The sequence below is a fragment of the Leisingera sp. CC-HEC096 genome (assembly GCF_059429235.1).
The window spans coordinates 3,435,148-3,451,972 of sequence record NZ_JCAIJS010000001.1 but is presented as its reverse complement, the minus strand read 5'-3'; the positions used below and the strand labels follow the sequence as shown (position 1 = coordinate 3,451,972).

The following is a 16,825-nucleotide window of genomic DNA, read 5'->3' as shown; positions in this document are numbered from 1 at the left end:
CTCTATCCCCGGACCGCTGGAAAATGCAAGAGATGACACGCATCCTGGCCCTTATTCTGCTGATATCCGCGGCTCTGCCCGGAACACCCGCGCAGGCGCGCGATCTTGGCACCGCGCTGGAGCTGATGCGGTCCGAGAAATGGGACAGGGCCGCCCGCGAGGCCGGGGCACAGCGGAGCGTTGCACGCGATGTCATCGAATGGCACCGGCTGCGTGCCGGGCTGGGGTCGGCGGGCGATGTGATGGCGTTTTTGCAGCGGCGCCCGGACTGGCCGGGGCTGGCTTATCTGCGGCGCCAGAATGAGGACGTGATTGCCGCCACCGGCCGCGAGACCATCCTGGCGTTTTATGCGGACGCGCGGCCGCAGACCGCCGAGGGCGCGCTGAGCCTGGGCAAGGCGCTGATTGACGATGGGCGGCGCGGCGATGGTGAGGCGGAGATCGTGCTGGCCTGGCGCACTATGGCGATGGGCAGCGCGATACAGGATCTGTTTCTGCGCGACTTCGCCAAACTGCTGAAGCCGCATCACACCGCGCGGCTGGACCGGCTGTTGTGGGAGGAACACCTTGTCAGCTCCAAGCGGATGCTGCCCCTGGTGCCCGAGGGCGAGCGCAAGCTGGCGGAGGCGCGCATCGCCCTGCAGGAGCGCGCGCCCGGCGTTGATGCAAAGATCGAGGCCATTCCAGACCGGCTGCAGGGATCGGCGGGCCTCGCCTATGACCGGTTTGCCTGGCGCGACCGCAAGCGGCTGCAGGACAGTGCCATTGCCATGATGATGGACCGCAGCACCAGCGCCGAAAGCCTGGGCGAACCCGGCAAATGGCTGCGCCGCCGCCGCGATCTGGCGCGGCAGGTGATGCGGGACGGCGATCATGAGCGGGCCTATCAGCTGGCGGCCTATCACTTCTCTACCCCCGCGGACGGCTATGGCTATTCCGATTGCGAATGGCTGGCCGGCTACATCGCCCTGCAAAAGCTGCGCGACCCGGAACTCGCCGCAATGCATTTTGAGCGTTTCCTTGCCTCGGTCGAAACTCCGATCTCGATCGGCCGCGGCGGTTACTGGCTGGGCCGCGCATATGCGGCGATGGGTGAGGCCGACAAGGCGCATGAAGCCTATGCCAAGGGGGCAGAATATCAGACGTCTTTCTATGGGCTGCTGGCGGCCGAGAAACTGGGCCGGCCCTTTGACCCGGCGCTGGTGAAACCTGCACCGCTGCCGGATTGGCGGTCCGCGGGCTTCATGAAGTCCTCAGTGGCCGAGGCTGGTTTGCTGCTGCTCAAGGCGGATGATCTGGCGCTGGCCGAACGCTTCCTTACTCATCTGGTCGAGGACCTGCCGCCGGTGCAGGCGCGCCAGCTGGGGCAGATGGCGGTGGAGCTGAACCAGCCGCACCTGGCGGTGATGATTGCCAAACGTGCCGCCCGCGGCGGAGTGGAGCTGGAGGGCGCTTATTACCCGCTGCACCCCGTTGCCAGGCGGCAGCTGCCGATGGCCGAAGAAATGACCTTGGCGATTGCCCGGCGCGAAAGCGAGTTCGACCCGGCGGTGGTCAGCCATGCCGGCGCGCGCGGGCTGATGCAGGTGATGCCTGCCACCGCGAAACTGGTGGCGACCGAGCTGGGCATCCTGGCGGGCCACAACACCTCGCGCCTGACCGCGGAGTGGGACTACAACGCCAAGCTGGGGGCGAATTACCTGGCCGGCCTGGCGGGCAAGTTCCGCGGCAACGTTGTGATGATGGCGGCGGGTTACAACGCCGGGCCGCACCGCCCTTCGGCCTGGATGGAACGCTATGGCGATCCGCGCGGCGGCGGCCCGGACATTGTCGACTGGATCGAGCACATCCCCTTCAACGAGACCCGCAACTACGTGATGCGGGTCACCGAAAGCCTGCCGGTCTACCGCGCCCGCCTGGGTAAGACACCGCTGCCCATTCCGTTTTCACAGGAATTGAGCGGCTCAACGCTTCACGCGTTCGCGCCATAGGGTGAACAGCCCCGCCGCGATGATGACCCCCGCACCGATGGCCACATTGGTGCGGATCACTTCACCGAACACCGCCATGCCCAGCATCGCCGCCCAGATCAGGTGGAAATAGGCAAAGGGCTGCACCGCGCTGGCCTCGGCCATCTCGTAGCATTTGATCAGCAGCCAGTGGCCGGTCACGCCGGAGACGCACAGAAGGGCCATCCAGAACCAGTCCCGCTGGCTCATCGGCTCCCAGAACCAGATGCCGATGGCGGTCATGAAGACCATGCCGGCAACCCCGGTCCAGAAGAAGCTGGTGGCGGTGCTGTCCTTGCGGGCGGCATAGCGGGTCACCAGACCGTAGACGGCGAACATCAGTGCCGAGATGAAAGGGATCACCGCCGCCGGATTGAACACGCCCATGCCCGGCTGCAGGATTATCAGCACGCCGATCAGGCCGACCCCGATCGCCGCCCACCGCCGCCAGCCGACGCTCTCGCCCAGCACCGGGCCGCTGAGTGCAGCCACCAGCAGCGGATAGCAAATGAAAACGGCTTGGCTTTCGATCAGGCCGAGAATGGTGAAGCCGTAGACCGCTACGCAAATTTCACCGACCAGCAGAACACCGCGGAAGATCTGCAGCCAAAGCTGATCGGTACGGGCGGCCTCCTTTATCCCGCCCGGCGCACGTGCTGCCAGGAACACCACAAAGGCGGCAAAGAACCAGTAGCGCACCATGACGACCATGTAGGTGTTATAGGTGCCGGCCAGGTGGCGCGAGATACCGTCCTGCAGGGCAAAGACAATGGTCGCGCCGATCATCAGCAGGATGCCCAGCGGCACGTTGTTCTGCTGCACCCGGGGCTGGGGCAGGCTTTTGGCCTGTGGAACCATGCTCATCGCAGTACCGCCTTTGTCATATGCCGCTTGCGCCCGTGGCCGGGAATGCGGGCCACTTCGAATCCTGCCGCCTCCAGCCCGCGGCGCACAAAGCCCGCCGCGGTATAGGTCGCAGCTGTTCCGCCCGGCGCGGTGTGCGCGGCCACCTGGGCCATGAGGGCCTCCTCCCACAGCTCGGGGTTCTTGGCCGGCGAAAACCCGTCCAGAAACCAGGCATCCGCCTGCCCTGTCCACTCCGGCAGCGACATCCGGGCGTCGCCCTGGATCACCTCCAGTTGCAGGCTGCCCAGATCGCAAGCCCCGGTGCCCTGCCACTTGGCCAGAAACCGCTCTGCCCACGGAGCGACCGCCGGAAACGCCTCCAGCGCCTTGGCCATGTCGGCGGGCGCCATCGGAAAGGCCTCGAAACTGGTAAAGCGCAGCGGCGCCGCCTGCCCTGCCGCCTCCCAGGCGCGCCAGGCGGCCAGCATATTGAGACCAGTGCCAAAGCCCAGTTCGGCAATCCGGAACCCCGGCGAAAACCGGTCCGGCAGACCGTTGCCCGCCAAGAACACATGGTCCGTTTCCGCCAGCCCGTCCTGGATCGAGAAATAGGGATCATCGAACTGATCCGACACCGGAACGGTGCCATCACGCCAGCTGAGGCGGGCCTGCTGGTCTGCCATGCTATAATCCCCTAAATGGTTGTCCGGAACGGCGCGACACTGGCGAAAGGAATACCAAATGGCAATGGCAGATGTAACGGTGCGCGGGGCGGGCATCTTCGGCCTGTCAATCGCCTGGCTCTGCGCCCGGCACGGTGCAAAGGTGCAAGTGGTGGACCCATTCGGCGCAGGGGCTGGCTCCAGCGGCGGGCTGGTCGGCGCGCTGGCGCCGCATGTGCCGGAGAACTGGAATGCCAAGAAACAATTCCAGCTGGAAAGCCTGCTGATGGCCGAAAGCTTCTGGGCGGAGGTCGAGGCGACCGGCGGCGTCTCCCCCGGCTATGGCCGCACCGGACGGTTGCAGCCGATCAACGACGATCGCACGCTGGAGCTTGCCCGCCAGCGCGAACAAACCGCCCGCGAGTTCTGGAAGGACCCGGCCGAATGGCGCGTTTGCGAGGCCGCATCCTTGGGCCCCTGGGTGCCGCCCAGTGCCACCGGCTATATCATCCACGACACCCTCAGCGCCCGCATGCACCCGCGCCGCGCCTGCGCCGCGCTGGTCTCTGCCCTGGCGGTGATGGGGGTCGAGGTGCAACCGGAGGCTCCCGATCAGGGCAAGGTGGTTCACGCCAAGGGCTATGCAGGTCTGCTGGAGCTGAACGAGCGTTTCGGCAAGACCATCGGCGGCGGCGTCAAGGGTCAGGCCGCGCTGCTGCGCTTCCACGAAGGCGAGGTGCCGCAACTTTATGCCGACGGCCTGCACATCATCCCGCATGCTGACGGCACTCTGGCCATCGGTTCCACATCCGAACGCGACTTCGAGGACGGCAAAGCGACAGATGGCCAGCTCGACGATGTGATCGAGCGCGCCCGCGCCGCGGTGCCGGTGCTGCACGGTGCTGAGGTAATCGAACGCTGGGCCGGGGTGCGGCCCCGCGCCAAGTCCCGCGCCCCGATGCTGGGTGCCTGGCCCGGCCGCGGCGGCCATTACATCGCCAACGGAGGCTTCAAGATCGGCTTCGGCATGGCCCCCAAGGCGGCCCATGTGATGGCGGACCTGCTGCTGGAGGGCAAGGACAGCGTTCCCGAGGGCTTCCGGGTCGAAGACAACCTCTGACTCCGCCCCTTCGGCCCCTTGTCGGGTCAAGGGCGGCGCAGCCGCCGCGCGGCGCGCGGTTTCCCCTTGAGGCGTCAATGGGCTTCTTAAAATCGATCTGGCGCCTTGAGGGGCAGCACTGCCCCTCAAGCGCTTCTCAGCGGGAAAGCGCCGCGCAGCGGCGCCACGCCCAAGCCCCTAATCTGCCCTTTCAGGGCAGCTTGGGGCGCGGGAGCCCCTCGGTTCAGCCTTCGGAGACTGCCACGGCACGCATGCATTCCCGCCCGTCCGGCCCGCGCACCCACAGGTCCTGGCCCTTGCGGCACAGCGTTGCGTTTTCGAAATGCATCAGCGGCGAGGATGCCCGGAAAGAAAACTCCGCCAGCGGTCCCATCACTTCCTCCGCCAGCAGCATCAGATGCTGCGCCAGCAAGGGCCCATGCACCACCAGCCCATCGTAGCCCTCAACATCGCGGGCGTAGTCCAGGTCATAATGGATCCGGTGCCCGTTGAAGGTCAGCGCCGAGTAACGGAACAGCAGGGTTGAGCTGAATGACACCTCCCGCGTTTCCGTCTCATCGGTCCGCGCCACCGGCGGCACTGGTTTCGGCGCGGCGGGGTCAGGGTCTTCGCGGTAGACCAGGTCATGCCATTCGGTGAGGCAGAGCCTCCCTTCCTGGCGGATCTCATGGCGCAGTGTCACCAGACCCAAGGGTCCGGTGCGGCCAGTCTTCTGCTCCGCTTTTTCCAGCACCGAGGACTTCTCTGCGGCAATCCCGGCCCGCAAAGCCCCCTCGAACCGCAGCCGTCCGCCAGCCCACATCCGGCGCGGCAGCCCCATGTCCGGAATCAGCCCGGCGCCGCCCACCTTGGGGTGGCCGTCTCGGCCCAGCGCCTCCGGCGGTAATGGTGTCCAGAAATAGAGCTGATGAAAGAACGGCGGCAGCGCGCTGCCTGCGGCAATGTCCGGAACCCGTCCCAGCGCTGCCTGAAAGGCAGCGGCCCGGGCCGGATCCATCATGTCGGTCACATTCTTCGCGGGAGCGGAAGCCGTATCACAAATCATGCCGCCACCTTAGCCGCGCCCGGCCGCAAGGCAAGCTCAGCGGTCGAGCTCGGCGCGCAGTTTCTGCATCAGCTTGGTCAGCGTCGCCTCATACTGCTCGCTGGTCAGCCTGCCGGTCTCATCGAACTCCTTGCTGGAGCCTGCCAGATGCACCCCGGGACCGGACAGAACCCGCGGCTGGAACGGCACCAGGAAGCCGCGCAGCAGCGCCTGTGCCTGCTCGCCCCCGGCCCGGCCCGCCGCCGCCGACATCACCGCGACCGGCTTGTCCGCCCAGGGGTTTCCCTCGGTGCGGCTGACCCAGTCGAGCGCATTTTTCAGCACACCGGACGGCCCCTTGTTGTATTCCGGGGTGGAGATCACCACTGCATCCGCGGCTGCTATCTGATCCGCCAGCTTCTGCACAGCGGGCGGAATACCATCTGCCGCCTCGGCGTCGCCGTCATACAGCGGCAGATTCAGATCCGCCTCTGCCACCGACGCGGGCCCGAACACCCGTACCGCCTCCGCCAGCAGCTTGCGATTGGTCGCCTCGCGGCGCAGCGAGCCGGAAATGGTGAGCAATACAGGGTCAGCCATAGGAGTTTCCTTCTGTTCGCGTCTCTGGTGCACCCATCATGCAGGAGACAGCCCCCGGTACGAAACAGCTATCGGCGCGCAGGCTATGTGCAGCGGTACGGCAATCGGGCCGGGAGCGCATAAAAAACAGCCCGCCCCGCATTGGGACGGGCTGCGAATACTGCCGTCAGGTGCCGGATCAGGCCGCCTGCGGGATCACCACCACCTCGACGCGGCGGTTACGGGCCTTGCCCTCCGGCGTCAGGTTGGAGGCCACGGGCTGCTCCTCGCCCCGGCCGATGATGCGCATGCGGTGGTAGGGCACGCCGCCGGCCTGGATGTGGCTGGCCACTGCGTTGGCGCGGCGCTCCGAGAGGCCCTGGTTGTAGCCGGCATCGCCATCGCTGTCGGTATGGCCAATCACCTGGATGGTGCTGTTGGGGTAGCGCACGAGGCTGTCGGCCACCCGGCGCAGATCACCCTGCACCGCCGGGGCCACCGCGGCGCTGTCGGTGGCAAAGGTCAGGTCATTGGGGAACGACAGGATCAGCCGGTCGCCGGTGTTGACAATGGTGATCGAGTCATTGGCGAGCGTCTGGCGCAGCTCGCGCTCCTGCGCGTCCAGCTGGTTGCCGATCACGCTGCCGGCGGCGGCACCGACCAGGGCACCGGTTGCCGCGCCGAGACCACGGTCGGAGTCATTGGCGATCGCACCGACACCCGCACCGATGAGGCCGCCCAGCACTGCGCCCTTCTGGGTGTTGCTGCCCGGCGTGCCGACGGTTGCGGGATCCGTACAGGCGCTCAGGCCCAGTGCTGCGGCGACAATACCAGCCGTGGTGAGTTTCATCTGCATCATCAAATTGCCTTCTGCTTTCTAAGGTCCGGGCGGTGCCCGGCGGTCGGGACGAATATCGTGCCGGCACCGCGCCTACTCAAGACAGGGTCTCGCTGTTTCGGCGAAATACCGCGCAAAATCCGCGTAAACACCGCATTTTAGGGTGCAAAGGCAAAGTCCCAGCCCTCCTGTTCCATCCACAGTTTGCGCAAGGCACCGGCTTCGGGGGCAAAGCCGTCCTCCAGTATGCCCGCCGCAAGCATCCGGTCGGTGCGGAAGTGGCGGAAACCTCCGCGCAGTTCGCACCAGGCCGCCAGCATGGTGCAGTCGATATGATAGATCAGTGCCAGAGGCCGCAGGGTACGGCAGCTCTCGCCGCTCTCCGGGCTGAGGTAGGTGAGCTGCAGCTTGCGGCTTTCCCGCACCGCCTGGCGCAGCAGCGCCTTGGAGACGCAGCCCTGCTCAGGGTCGTCCAACGGCGCGCCCCAGGGCGCCACCTGCAGCCAGTCGGCAGTTGCATGGACATCCTTGATCTTGTGGCTCACCCGCTGTGCCGCCTTCTGCAAGGCGCCGTCCCCGGTGCGCATCAGCATCGCCAGGCCGACGTGCAGCGCCTCCAGCTCTTCCTCGTCGAAATTCAGCGGCGGCAAGTCGTAGCCGTTGCGCAGCATGTAGCCGATCCCCGCCTCGCCCTCCACTGGCGTGCGCATCGCTTGCAGCGCTGAAATATCGCGGTAGATCGTGCGCTTGCTGACCTCCAGGGCCTCCGCCAGGTCCTCCGCCCGCACCGGTGCCGTGGCGGTGCGCAGGATCTGGATGATTTCAAACAAGCGGCCGGTGCGGGGCATGGGGCAGGCTCCAGTGACAGTCTGCTGACACTCTAGCACATGCCACTGACAACAGCCTGTCAGCAGTGCTCTGGTTTTCTGGCCTCCTCAAGAAGGAGAAACCCCATGCTGAGTTATGACTGGATCGTCCTGATCACCCTGGGACTGGACCGCTGGGAATCCCAGCGCCGCCCATTGGCCCCGCATGAGATTGAGCTTGAGGCAGCGCGCAGGCGCCACGAGACGCAACAGGCGGCCAAGCCCGCCCGCCCAGGATTCCTGGAGCGCGTGTTCAGCCGGCGGCGCGCACTTCCTGCGCCGCGCTGTCCTCGTCCCGCGCAGCCTCGTAAGCAAGCATCGCGCGTTTGACCGGCAGGCCCCAGTGGTAGCCTCCCAGCGCCCCGGACTTGCGCAAGGCACGGTGGCAGGGGATCAGCCAGCTGACCGGGTTGCGCCCCACCGCCGTGCCAACGGCCCGAACCGCCTTGGGAGAGCCGATCGCCTGGGCCAGCTCAGAGTAGGTTGTGACATGGCCGGAGGGGATGCGCAGCAGCGCCTCCCAGACCTTGATCTGCAACGGCACGCCGATCATGTGCAGCGCGGTCTCACCCTTCTGGGCAAAGGCTGCCTCCGCCAGCGGGCGCAAATATACTGGATCCTCAACAAACTCCGCCTGCGGCCAGCGCGCGCGCATATCGGCCATCGCAGGCTCTGCCCCGGTTTCGGCTGCAAAGGCCAGCCCGCAGATGCCCTTTTCGGTTCCCATCACCAGGGCCAGGCCAAAAGGACTGTCGAACCAGCCCCAGAAGATCCGCAGGCCACCACCCTTGCGCGCATACTCGCCGGGGCTCATCGCCTCCCAGCGCAGGAACAAGTCGTGCAGCCGCCCGGACCCGGACAGCCCCACCGCGTGCGAGGCCTCCAGCGTGGTGAACCGGTCGCGCAGCAGCGCTTTGGCATGACCCAGCCGCAGGTACTGCTGGTAGCGCTTGGGAGAGACGCCAACCCAGGCCGAGAACAGCCGTTGGAAATGCGCCGGGCTCATGTCCATACGAGTGGCCAGCTGCTCCAGCGTCAGATCCTCGCCGCCATCGTCGATCAGCTCAATCGCCCGCCGCATGACGCCGTAGTGATAGGTGTTTTCCCGCGCTTCGATGTTCATCGCTGTGTCCTTCGGCTGTCTTGATTGCCAAGGTACCGCGCGCGCGGCCGGCATTCGACCCGGAACTTGCGAAATCCCCCGCCCCGCGTGCTAGCTTCGCAAAGGGAGGCCGGGCCATGATCATTGCAGTGCTGAACGATGCGGGAAGGCTGTTGCGCGATGACGCGCCAGAAGCCGTCTTTCCCTGGTGGAGCTTCACCAAGCCGGCCATTGCAGCGCTGGTCCTGCAAGCAGCTGAAAACGGGCTGCTTGAACTTGATGCACCGCTGCCCGGCTGGCCTTTCACCACGCAGCAACTGCTGCAGCACCGCGCGGGCCTGCGCGACTATGGCCCCCTGCCCGCCTACAAGGCCGCAGTCGCGGGCCGCCAGCCTCCTTGGCCCGCCAGCCGCCTTCTGGCCGAGGCCCGCGCCACAGAGCTTGCTTATCCCCCTGGTGAAGGCTGGCTGTACTCGAACCTCGGCTATCTGCTGCTGCGCCTTCAGCTGGAAGAGCTGCACGGCTGCGGACTGGCGGACATCCTGCAGCAGCACATCCTCCGCCCCCTGGGCCTCAGCGCCTGGCTGGCCCAAACAGCCGCGGATTTCGAAGTCCTGCACTGGGAGGCAGACGGATACCACCCCGGCTGGGTCTATCACGGCTGCCTGGCCGGGACGGCCTCGGATGCCGCTCTGCTGCTGCATGGGCTTTTGAACGGCAAATTGCTCAGCCCCGCTGCTCGCGCGGCCATGCTGGACCAGCAGATGCGGGCGGGCCCGATTCCCGGCCGGGTGTGGCTCGAGACCGGCTACGGTCTTGGCATCATGAACGGCACGGCAGAGGGCGCGGGCCGCGTCATCGGCCACACCGGCTGCGGCCCTTTCTGTGCCAATCTGGTGGCGCAGTTCCCGGATCTACCCGGGCGGCCGATCGCAGCGGTCTTTGCCGAAGGCGGTGACGAAACACCCGCCGAATTCGCCGCGGTGCGGGCTGCGCTGGAGGTTGCCGGGCCGCCCTCGCGAAACACCCGGTAATCGGATTTTCAGAGACAAAATAAATTGCGCTTTAAGGTCTGACCTGTACATATGGCGCGCGATGGCCAAGCAACTCGATTATCATACGCTCCGCGAGATCTTCACGCGGTTCCAGGCAGCTGAGCCCGAACCCAAGGGCGAGCTGGAGCATGTCAACGCCTACACGCTGGTGGTGGCGGTGGCGCTGTCGGCACAGGCCACAGACGCCGGCGTAAACAAGGCAACCCGCGAATTGTTCAAAATCGCGGACACTCCGCAGAAAATGCTGGACCTGGGCGAGGAACGCCTGATCGAGCATATCAAGACCATCGGCCTTTACCGCAACAAGGCCAAGAATGTGATCAAGCTGTCAAAGATCCTGGTGGAGGACTACGGCGGCGAGGTGCCCAATTCCCGCGCCGCACTGCAGTCCCTGCCGGGTGTCGGGCGCAAGACCGCCAATGTGGTCCTGAACATGTGGTGGAAGCAGCCCGCGCAGGCGGTGGATACCCATATCTTCCGCGTCGGCAACCGCTCCGGCATCGCGCCGGGCAAGGACGTGGATGCGGTCGAACGCGCGATAGAGGACAATATCCCCGCCGATTTTCAGCAGCACGCCCATCACTGGCTGATCCTGCATGGCCGCTACCACTGCAAAGCGCGCAAGCCGATGTGCGGCAGCTGTCTGATCCGCGACCTCTGCATGTATGAGGACAAGAACCTGTGAGCCGCAGGCGCAGATATTCAGCCGCGACCCTGCCGGCCAGTTTCCTGACTGAAGCCGGCATTTCCGTTTCTCAAGACAAGCCCGCCGGACCCGGCGCAACACTCCCCGAGGAGGGCAGCCTATGACCAAAACCTATCAGCTCGTCGGTATCGGTAACGCCGTCGTCGATGTGATCGCGCAATGCGAGGACAGTTTCCTGGCCGAACAGGGCATCGAAAAAGGCATCATGCAGCTGATCGAACGCGACCGCTGCGAGGATCTTTATGCGGCGATGGGAAACCGGGTGCTGACCCCCGGCGGCTCTGTGGCGAACACCATTGCCGGCGCCGGCGCGCTGGGGCTGGAGGCCGCCTTCATCGGCCGGGTCCGCGACGATGCACTGGGAAGTTTCTATGCCGATGCGATGAACAACGAGGGCGTGGCTTTCGTGAACCCGCCGGTTGCCGACGGCGAGCTGCCAACTTCGCGGTCGATGATTTTTGTGTCGCCGGACGGTGAGCGTTCGATGAACACCTACCTGGGCATTTCCTCGGAGGTGAGTTCGGCAGACGTGCCGCAAGAGGTCGCCGGCAATGCTCAGATCATGTTCCTGGAGGGCTACCTGTTTGACAAGGACAAGGGCAAAACAGCCTTCCTGGAGGCCGCACGCGACTGCCGCGAGGGCGGCGGCAAGGTCGGTATCTCGATCTCCGATCCGTTCTGCGTCGAACGCCACCGGGCCGATTTCCTGAATCTGATCGCCAACGAGCTGGATTTCGTGATCGGCAACCAGGACGAGATCTGCGCCCTGTTCGAAACCAGCGACCTGGAAGACGCGATGGCAAAGACTGCTGCGATCTGCCCGCTGGTGGTCTGCACCCGCTCCGGCGACGGGGTCACGGTGCTGAACGAAGGTGTGCGGGTCGACGTTCCGGTCGAGACGATTGTGCCGGTGGATGCCACCGGGGCAGGCGACCAGTTTGCCGCCGGGTTCCTGTTTGGCATGGCCACTGGCCGCAGCATGGAAATCTGCGCGCGGATGGGCTGCATCTGCGCGGGCGAGGTGATCCGCCACATCGGCCCGCGCCCGGAAACCCAAGTGCTGCACCTGCTGGAAGAGGCCGGGCTGGTTTAAGGGCAGCCAGCGGCTCCCGCCCGTCGAAACCGCACCTGACGGTGCAATTTCTCCCGTTGGGCGTGGCGCGGAGCGGCTCTGCCGCTCCGCGCCACGCCCCGCCCGCCGTCCGCAGGACGCAAGGGCGTCAGCCCGCGCAGGATCACAGGCTCAACCCGGGTGATCCGTTTCAGATTGATCGGCTGCCGCCTGAGCCTTGCTCAGAAGCCCGGTCAAGGCCTCCACTTCCTCAGCACTCAGCCCTGCGAGCAGCCGTGTCTGGGTCTGCACATGCGCTGTCACCGCACGGTCGATCAATGCAAACCCCTCCTCCGTTAGTCCGACCAGGAAACTGCGGCTGTCTTCCGGGTTCACCTCACGCTTGACCAGCCCGTCCGCTTCCAGCCGGTCAATCCGGTTGGTCATGGTGCCGGAGGCCACCATCGTCGCTTTCAGCAGTTCCCCCGGTGACAACGTGAAGGGGGCTCCGGAGCGGCGCAAGGTGGCCAGCACATCGAACTTGGCCGCGTTCAGCCCGAATTCCGCGAAGGTCTTATGCATCCCCCGCTGATAAGCCAGGTACAGCCGCGCCACCCGGCCGATAACCCCCATGGCCGTGACATCCAGGTCCGGCCGCTCTCGTCCCCATTGCTGGGTGATAAAATCCACATGGTCCATGCAACTGGTTTAGGCCTTTACATCTTGACGTCAAGATAAAATGCATTATCTCGACTTCAAGACAAGGAGAGACACATGCCCATCCGGACCCTTTTGCTGACGGCGCTGGCCCCTGCCATTTGGGGCAGCAGCTATATCGTGACGACGACCCTCCTGCCCGGCCACTCGCCGCTGGTGGTGGCCCTTCTGCGGGCACTGCCTGCGGGGCTTTTGCTGTTGCTGCTGGTGCGCCAGCTGCCGCCGCTCAACTGGCTGCCGCGGCTGTTGGTTCTGGGCGCGCTGAATTTCTCGCTGTTCTGGGTGCTGCTGTTCCTGTCGGCTTACCGCCTGCCCGGTGGTGTTGCCGCGACCTTGGGCGCGGTGCAGCCATTGATCGTGGTATTCCTGTCGGCGCTGCTGCTGCAGACGCAGATCCGCCCCGCCGCCGTCGCTGCCGCCCTTCTGAGCATGGCAGGCGTCGCACTGCTGGTTCTCACACCAGCGGCCAAGCTCGACACGCTGGGCGTTTTTGCGGGGCTTGGCGGCGCGGTTTCGATGGCCGCAGGCGTGGTGCTGACCCGCAAGTGGCAGCCGCCGGTGCCGCCCCTCACCTTCACCGCCTGGCAGCTGACCGCGGGCGGGTTGCTGCTGGTCCCCGTTGCGCTGTGGGCAGTGCCGGAGCTGCCCGTCTTCACCGCCGCGAACATACTCGGTCTCGCATATATGAGCCTGATCGGCGGTGCGCTGACCTATATCCTGTGGTTCCGCGGACTGGCCCGGATCGACCCATCGCAGGTTTCGCTGCTGGGTGTGCTCAGCCCGCTTTCCGCGGTGTTCCTCGGCTGGCTGCTGCTGGGGGAAACGCTGACGCCCAACCAGATGCTGGGTGCGCTGCTGGCGCTGTTCAGTCTGTGGCTTGGTCAATCCCGGCTGCAGCTGCGCGCGAAACGCGCCGCAGCCCCGGCAGAGTAACCCCCGTCACCGCGGCATGGCGGGCTCACAGGCCCCGCCGCGGTGGCACTCCAGCACCTGCCGCCGGACATCGGCATTGTCAGCAAAAACAAACCCTCCGCAGGCAGCCGCGCGGACCATCAGCTCCTGCCCGCGCTGCTCGGCAAACAAAACATAATCCGCACCGGACGTCATGCCGCCGCACCAGGGGCCGAGGCATTCCACCTCCAGCACCGCCGGAACATTGACCCGCCCGGAGAAATACTTGCCTTCCAGCATCTTGCCCGAGAGCTGTGCCGGAATGCGGGTCAGCGGCGGGGTGTCGTTCGGATCGTCCGAATGCGATTGAGGCAGCAGGCTTTCGTCGAACCGCAGTTCGCCCGCGATAACGTTGTAGACGCTGTCCGACTTTGCGGCGTGCAGATAGGCGTCGGCAGGTCCCCACGGAAGACAGCTAAGAGCCGCGGCGGGGCTTGCTGACATTGCCGAAACGAACGCCGCGGCCAAAACTCCCAGGCCAGGCGCTGCCCGGCCTGCCGGCCGGGCGAAACATCCGGCAAGAAACCCCGGCAATCCCATCTCACAAGTACTCCCGGAACTCAGACACCACCCGCGCGTAGACCTCGCGCTTGAAGGGCACGATCTTCTCCACCAGGGTCTCCACCGGCTGCCAGCACCAAGCGGAGAATTCCGGGTGGTCGGTCTCGATATTGACCTGATCATCGGTCCCCAGGAACCGCATCAGATACCACTTCTGCTCCTGCCCGCGGTATTTGCCGCCCCAGAAACTGGGCACAACGTCGTGCGGCAGGTCATAAGGCAGCCAGCCATCGCTCTCGGCGATGATCTCCACCAGCTCCGGCGCCACGCCGGTTTCTTCCTCCAGCTCACGCAGGGCCGCTATCCGCGGGTCCTCTCCGGCATCAATCCCGCCCTGCGGCATCTGCCAGGCGTCCTTGTAACGGTCCTTGCGCTGGCCGACAAACACCGCGCCCTCGGCATTGATCAGCATCACCCCGACATTCGGGCGATAGGGCAGCTTGGCAATATCTTCCGGCGTCATCCGGCTCTCCTCAATATACGCTGGCACAACCTTAGACCGCTTGCCGCCGGGGCACGCAAGAGGGTGACGCGGCGTTTGCCCGTGACAAGCCGCCCGCGCCTCGTGATCCTAGGGGCAACTGCCAGGGAGAGTTTCGAGATGACTGCGTACCCCAACCTTCTTGCCCCGCTGGATCTGGGCTTTACCACGCTGAAGAACCGGGTGCTGATGGGCTCCATGCACACCGGGCTGGAGGAGACCGGCGACTGGAACCGGGTGGCCGAATTCTATGCCGCCCGAGCCCGCGGCGGCGTGGCCCTGATGGTGACCGGCGGGATCGGCCCGAACCTGGAAGGCTCGGTGCTGCCGGGCGCCTCGATGATGACCTCGGCCAAGGACGTCGAAAATCACCGCGTGGTGACGGACCGGGTGCATGAGGCGGGCGGCCGGATCGCCATGCAGATCCTGCATGCAGGCCGCTATGCCTATGGGCCGAAATGCGTCGGGCCCAGCCCGGTGAAATCGCCGATCTCCCCTTTCCCGCCGAATGAGCTGGACGAAGAAGGCATCGAAAAGCAGATCGCGGACATCGTGAATGCCGCCCGGCTGGCGCAGGAAGCCGGCTATGACGGTGTCGAGATCATGGGGAGCGAAGGCTACTTCCTCAACCAGTTCCTGGTCACCCGCACCAACAAGCGCACCGACCGCTGGGGCGGCTCCTACGAGAACCGGATGCGCCTGCCGATCGAGGTCGTGCGCCGCACCCGCGAGGCGGTGGGGACTGACTTCATCATCATATACCGCCTGTCGATGATCGACCTGGTGCCGGAGGGATCGACTCACGAGGAAGTCGTGCAGCTGGCGCAGGAGATCGAAAAGGCGGGCGCGACGATCCTCAACACCGGCATCGGCTGGCACGAGGCCCGCATCCCGACCATCGCCACCAGCGTTCCGCGCGCGGCCTTTGCCTGGGTCACCAAGAAGCTTATGGGCAAAGTCAGTATTCCTGTGATCACCTCCAACCGCATCAATACGCCGGAGGTCGCGGAGGAGGTGCTGGCAGACGGCTGCGCCGACATGGTCTCCATGGCGCGCCCGATGCTGGCGGATGCGGATTTCGTTGCCAAGGCCGAAGCCGGCCAGGCGGACCATATCGCCCCCTGTATCGCCTGCAATCAGGCCTGCCTCGACCATACCTTCAGCGGCAAGCTTACCTCCTGCCTGGTTAACCCGCGCGCCTGCCACGAGACCGAGCTGGTGATCGAACCGGCAGCAACCGCCAGGACGGTGGCCATCGTCGGCGCCGGCCCTGCCGGTCTGTCCACCGCGCTGACGGCGGCGCAGCGGGGCCACAAGGTCACGCTGTTCGACCGCGCCGATGAAATCGGCGGCCAGCTCAATATGGCCAAGCAGGTGCCGGGCAAGGAGGAATTCTGGGGCCTGGTCGACTGGTACCGGGTGATGCTGGCCGATGCAGGCATCACGCTGGAGCTGGGCCGCGAAGTCTCGGCGGATGATCTGACCGGTTTTGACGAGGTGGTGATTGCCACCGGCGTCCTGCCGCGCGATCCGGCTATCCCGGGCCAGGACCGCGACAATGTGCTGAGCTACATCGACGTGCTGCGCCACCAGAAACCGGTGGGCAAACGCGTCGCCGTGATCGGCGCAGGCGGCATCGGCTTTGACGTCTCCGAATTCCTGCTGGAAGAGGGCCACAGCCCTGCCACCGACCTGCCGCTGTGGATGCAGGAGTGGGGCGTTTCCGACCCGGCCGAGCACCGCGCAGGCCTTGCCCCCGAAGGGCCGCAGCCCGCCGCTCCTGCCCGCCGCGTGACGCTTCTGCAGCGCAAGGCGGAACGGCACGGCAAACGGCTTGGCAAGACCACTGGCTGGATCCACCGCGCAACGCTCAAGATGAAGGACGTCGAATTCCTCGGCGGCGTGAACTACGAGAAGATCGACGACGAGGGCCTGCACGTGAGCTTCGGCGAGGCCCGCGAGAACCCCACGCTTGTGCCGGCAGATACCATCGTGCTCTGCGCAGGCCAGGTCTCCGAGCGGTCGCTGGCGGATCAGCTGGCTGAACGCGGCATCACCGCCCATGTGATCGGCGGCGCCGACGTCGCGGCAGAGCTGGACGCCAAACGCGCCATCAACCAGGGCACCCGGCTGGCCGCCGGGCTCTGAACTGCGGCGCAACGCCGCAAACCGCTGGTTCTGCGCCCCCGTCCGGAACACCTCCGGGCGGGCGCGCGTTTGTTCTGCAGCACCGTCCGGACGGGCGGCTTGGCATTTC

17 protein-coding genes are annotated in these 16,825 nt (G+C 65.8%); 7 read left to right on the top strand and 10 right to left on the bottom strand.

Annotated elements, in window-relative coordinates; all coding sequences use genetic code 11:
- Positions 1-32 precede the first annotated feature (32 nt).
- Positions 33-1,991, top strand: a complete 1,959-nt coding sequence (locus AC5STI_RS16685) for a lytic transglycosylase domain-containing protein (RefSeq protein WP_495447431.1) — start codon at positions 33-35, stop codon at positions 1,989-1,991.
- On the opposite strand, the gene AC5STI_RS16680 is transcribed toward AC5STI_RS16685, so the two are convergent.
- Positions 1,965-2,873 carry a DMT family transporter gene (locus tag AC5STI_RS16680; RefSeq protein ID WP_495447430.1) on the bottom strand — a complete coding sequence of 303 codons (909 nt, stop codon included), beginning with the start codon at positions 2,871-2,873 and terminating at the stop codon, positions 1,965-1,967. The genes AC5STI_RS16685 and AC5STI_RS16680 overlap by 27 nt on opposite strands.
- Positions 2,870-3,538, bottom strand: a complete 669-nt coding sequence (gene mnmC2, locus AC5STI_RS16675; protein WP_495447429.1) for a tRNA (5-methylaminomethyl-2-thiouridine)(34)-methyltransferase MnmC2 — start codon at positions 3,536-3,538, stop codon at positions 2,870-2,872. The genes AC5STI_RS16680 and mnmC2 overlap by 4 nt, the downstream gene beginning before the upstream one ends.
- A 58-nt stretch (positions 3,539-3,596) precedes the next feature.
- Between mnmC2 and AC5STI_RS16670 the strand changes: the two genes are divergently transcribed.
- The gene (locus tag AC5STI_RS16670; RefSeq protein ID WP_495447428.1) at positions 3,597-4,637 is read left to right on the top strand and encodes an NAD(P)/FAD-dependent oxidoreductase; all 1,041 of its coding nucleotides are present in this window, start codon (positions 3,597-3,599) and stop codon (positions 4,635-4,637) included.
- Between the two features lie 223 nt (positions 4,638-4,860).
- Here the strand turns inward: AC5STI_RS16670 and AC5STI_RS16665 are convergent, their stop codons facing one another.
- From AC5STI_RS16665 to AC5STI_RS16645, 5 genes are all read right to left on the bottom strand, one after another.
- A complete protein-coding gene (locus AC5STI_RS16665) occupies positions 4,861-5,682 on the bottom strand; it encodes an HTD2 family dehydratase (RefSeq protein ID WP_495447427.1) in 822 nt (273 codons plus the stop codon).
- A gap of 36 nt (positions 5,683-5,718) precedes the next feature.
- On the bottom strand, positions 5,719-6,261 hold the full coding sequence (locus AC5STI_RS16660; protein ID WP_475049631.1) for an NADPH-dependent FMN reductase: 543 nt from the start codon (positions 6,259-6,261) through the stop codon (positions 5,719-5,721).
- A 178-nt stretch (positions 6,262-6,439) separates the two neighbouring features.
- The gene (locus tag AC5STI_RS16655; RefSeq protein WP_475049629.1) at positions 6,440-7,099 is read right to left on the bottom strand and encodes a YiaD family glycine zipper/OmpA-like lipoprotein; all 660 of its coding nucleotides are present in this window, start codon (positions 7,097-7,099) and stop codon (positions 6,440-6,442) included.
- Positions 7,100-7,236: 137 nt separating this feature from the next.
- Positions 7,237-7,926, bottom strand: coding sequence for a helix-turn-helix transcriptional regulator (locus AC5STI_RS16650; RefSeq protein ID WP_475049626.1), 690 nt, complete (start codon positions 7,924-7,926; stop codon positions 7,237-7,239).
- A gap of 271 nt (positions 7,927-8,197) precedes the next feature.
- Positions 8,198-9,067 carry a methylated-DNA--[protein]-cysteine S-methyltransferase gene (locus AC5STI_RS16645; RefSeq protein ID WP_495447426.1) on the bottom strand — a complete coding sequence of 290 codons (870 nt, stop codon included), beginning with the start codon at positions 9,065-9,067 and terminating at the stop codon, positions 8,198-8,200.
- Positions 9,068-9,183: 116 nt separating this feature from the next.
- Between AC5STI_RS16645 and AC5STI_RS16640 the strand changes: the two genes are divergently transcribed.
- From AC5STI_RS16640 to AC5STI_RS16630, 3 genes are all read left to right on the top strand, one after another.
- Positions 9,184-10,080, top strand: a complete 897-nt coding sequence (locus tag AC5STI_RS16640) for a serine hydrolase domain-containing protein (RefSeq protein WP_495447425.1) — start codon at positions 9,184-9,186, stop codon at positions 10,078-10,080.
- A 61-nt stretch (positions 10,081-10,141) separates the two neighbouring features.
- Entirely contained in the window at positions 10,142-10,786 is a 645-nt protein-coding gene (nth, locus tag AC5STI_RS16635; protein WP_475049621.1) for an endonuclease III, read from the top strand.
- Between the two features lie 121 nt (positions 10,787-10,907).
- Complete coding sequence (locus tag AC5STI_RS16630) at positions 10,908-11,900, top strand: adenosine kinase (RefSeq protein WP_490398303.1); 993 nt, start codon at positions 10,908-10,910, stop codon at positions 11,898-11,900.
- Between the two features lie 150 nt (positions 11,901-12,050).
- On the opposite strand, the gene AC5STI_RS16625 is transcribed toward AC5STI_RS16630, so the two are convergent.
- Positions 12,051-12,557, bottom strand: a complete 507-nt coding sequence (locus tag AC5STI_RS16625) for a MarR family winged helix-turn-helix transcriptional regulator (protein ID WP_475049618.1) — start codon at positions 12,555-12,557, stop codon at positions 12,051-12,053.
- 75 nt (positions 12,558-12,632) lie between these two features.
- On the opposite strand from AC5STI_RS16625, the gene AC5STI_RS16620 reads away from it, so the two are divergent.
- Positions 12,633-13,508, top strand: a complete 876-nt coding sequence (locus AC5STI_RS16620; RefSeq protein WP_495447424.1) for an EamA family transporter — start codon at positions 12,633-12,635, stop codon at positions 13,506-13,508.
- Between the two features lie 6 nt (positions 13,509-13,514).
- Here AC5STI_RS16620 and AC5STI_RS16615 read toward each other — a convergent pair whose 3' ends face one another.
- Both AC5STI_RS16615 and AC5STI_RS16610 read right to left on the bottom strand, forming a co-directional pair.
- A complete protein-coding gene (locus AC5STI_RS16615; RefSeq protein WP_495447423.1) occupies positions 13,515-13,970 on the bottom strand; it encodes a hypothetical protein in 456 nt (151 codons plus the stop codon).
- 97 nt (positions 13,971-14,067) lie between these two features.
- Entirely contained in the window at positions 14,068-14,550 is a 483-nt protein-coding gene (locus AC5STI_RS16610) for an RNA pyrophosphohydrolase (protein ID WP_495447422.1), read from the bottom strand.
- A gap of 138 nt (positions 14,551-14,688) precedes the next feature.
- Here AC5STI_RS16610 and AC5STI_RS16605 point away from each other — a divergent pair, with 138 nt between their 5' ends.
- The gene (locus tag AC5STI_RS16605) at positions 14,689-16,716 is read left to right on the top strand and encodes an FAD-dependent oxidoreductase (protein WP_495447421.1); all 2,028 of its coding nucleotides are present in this window, start codon (positions 14,689-14,691) and stop codon (positions 16,714-16,716) included.
- Positions 16,717-16,825 lie beyond the last annotated feature (109 nt).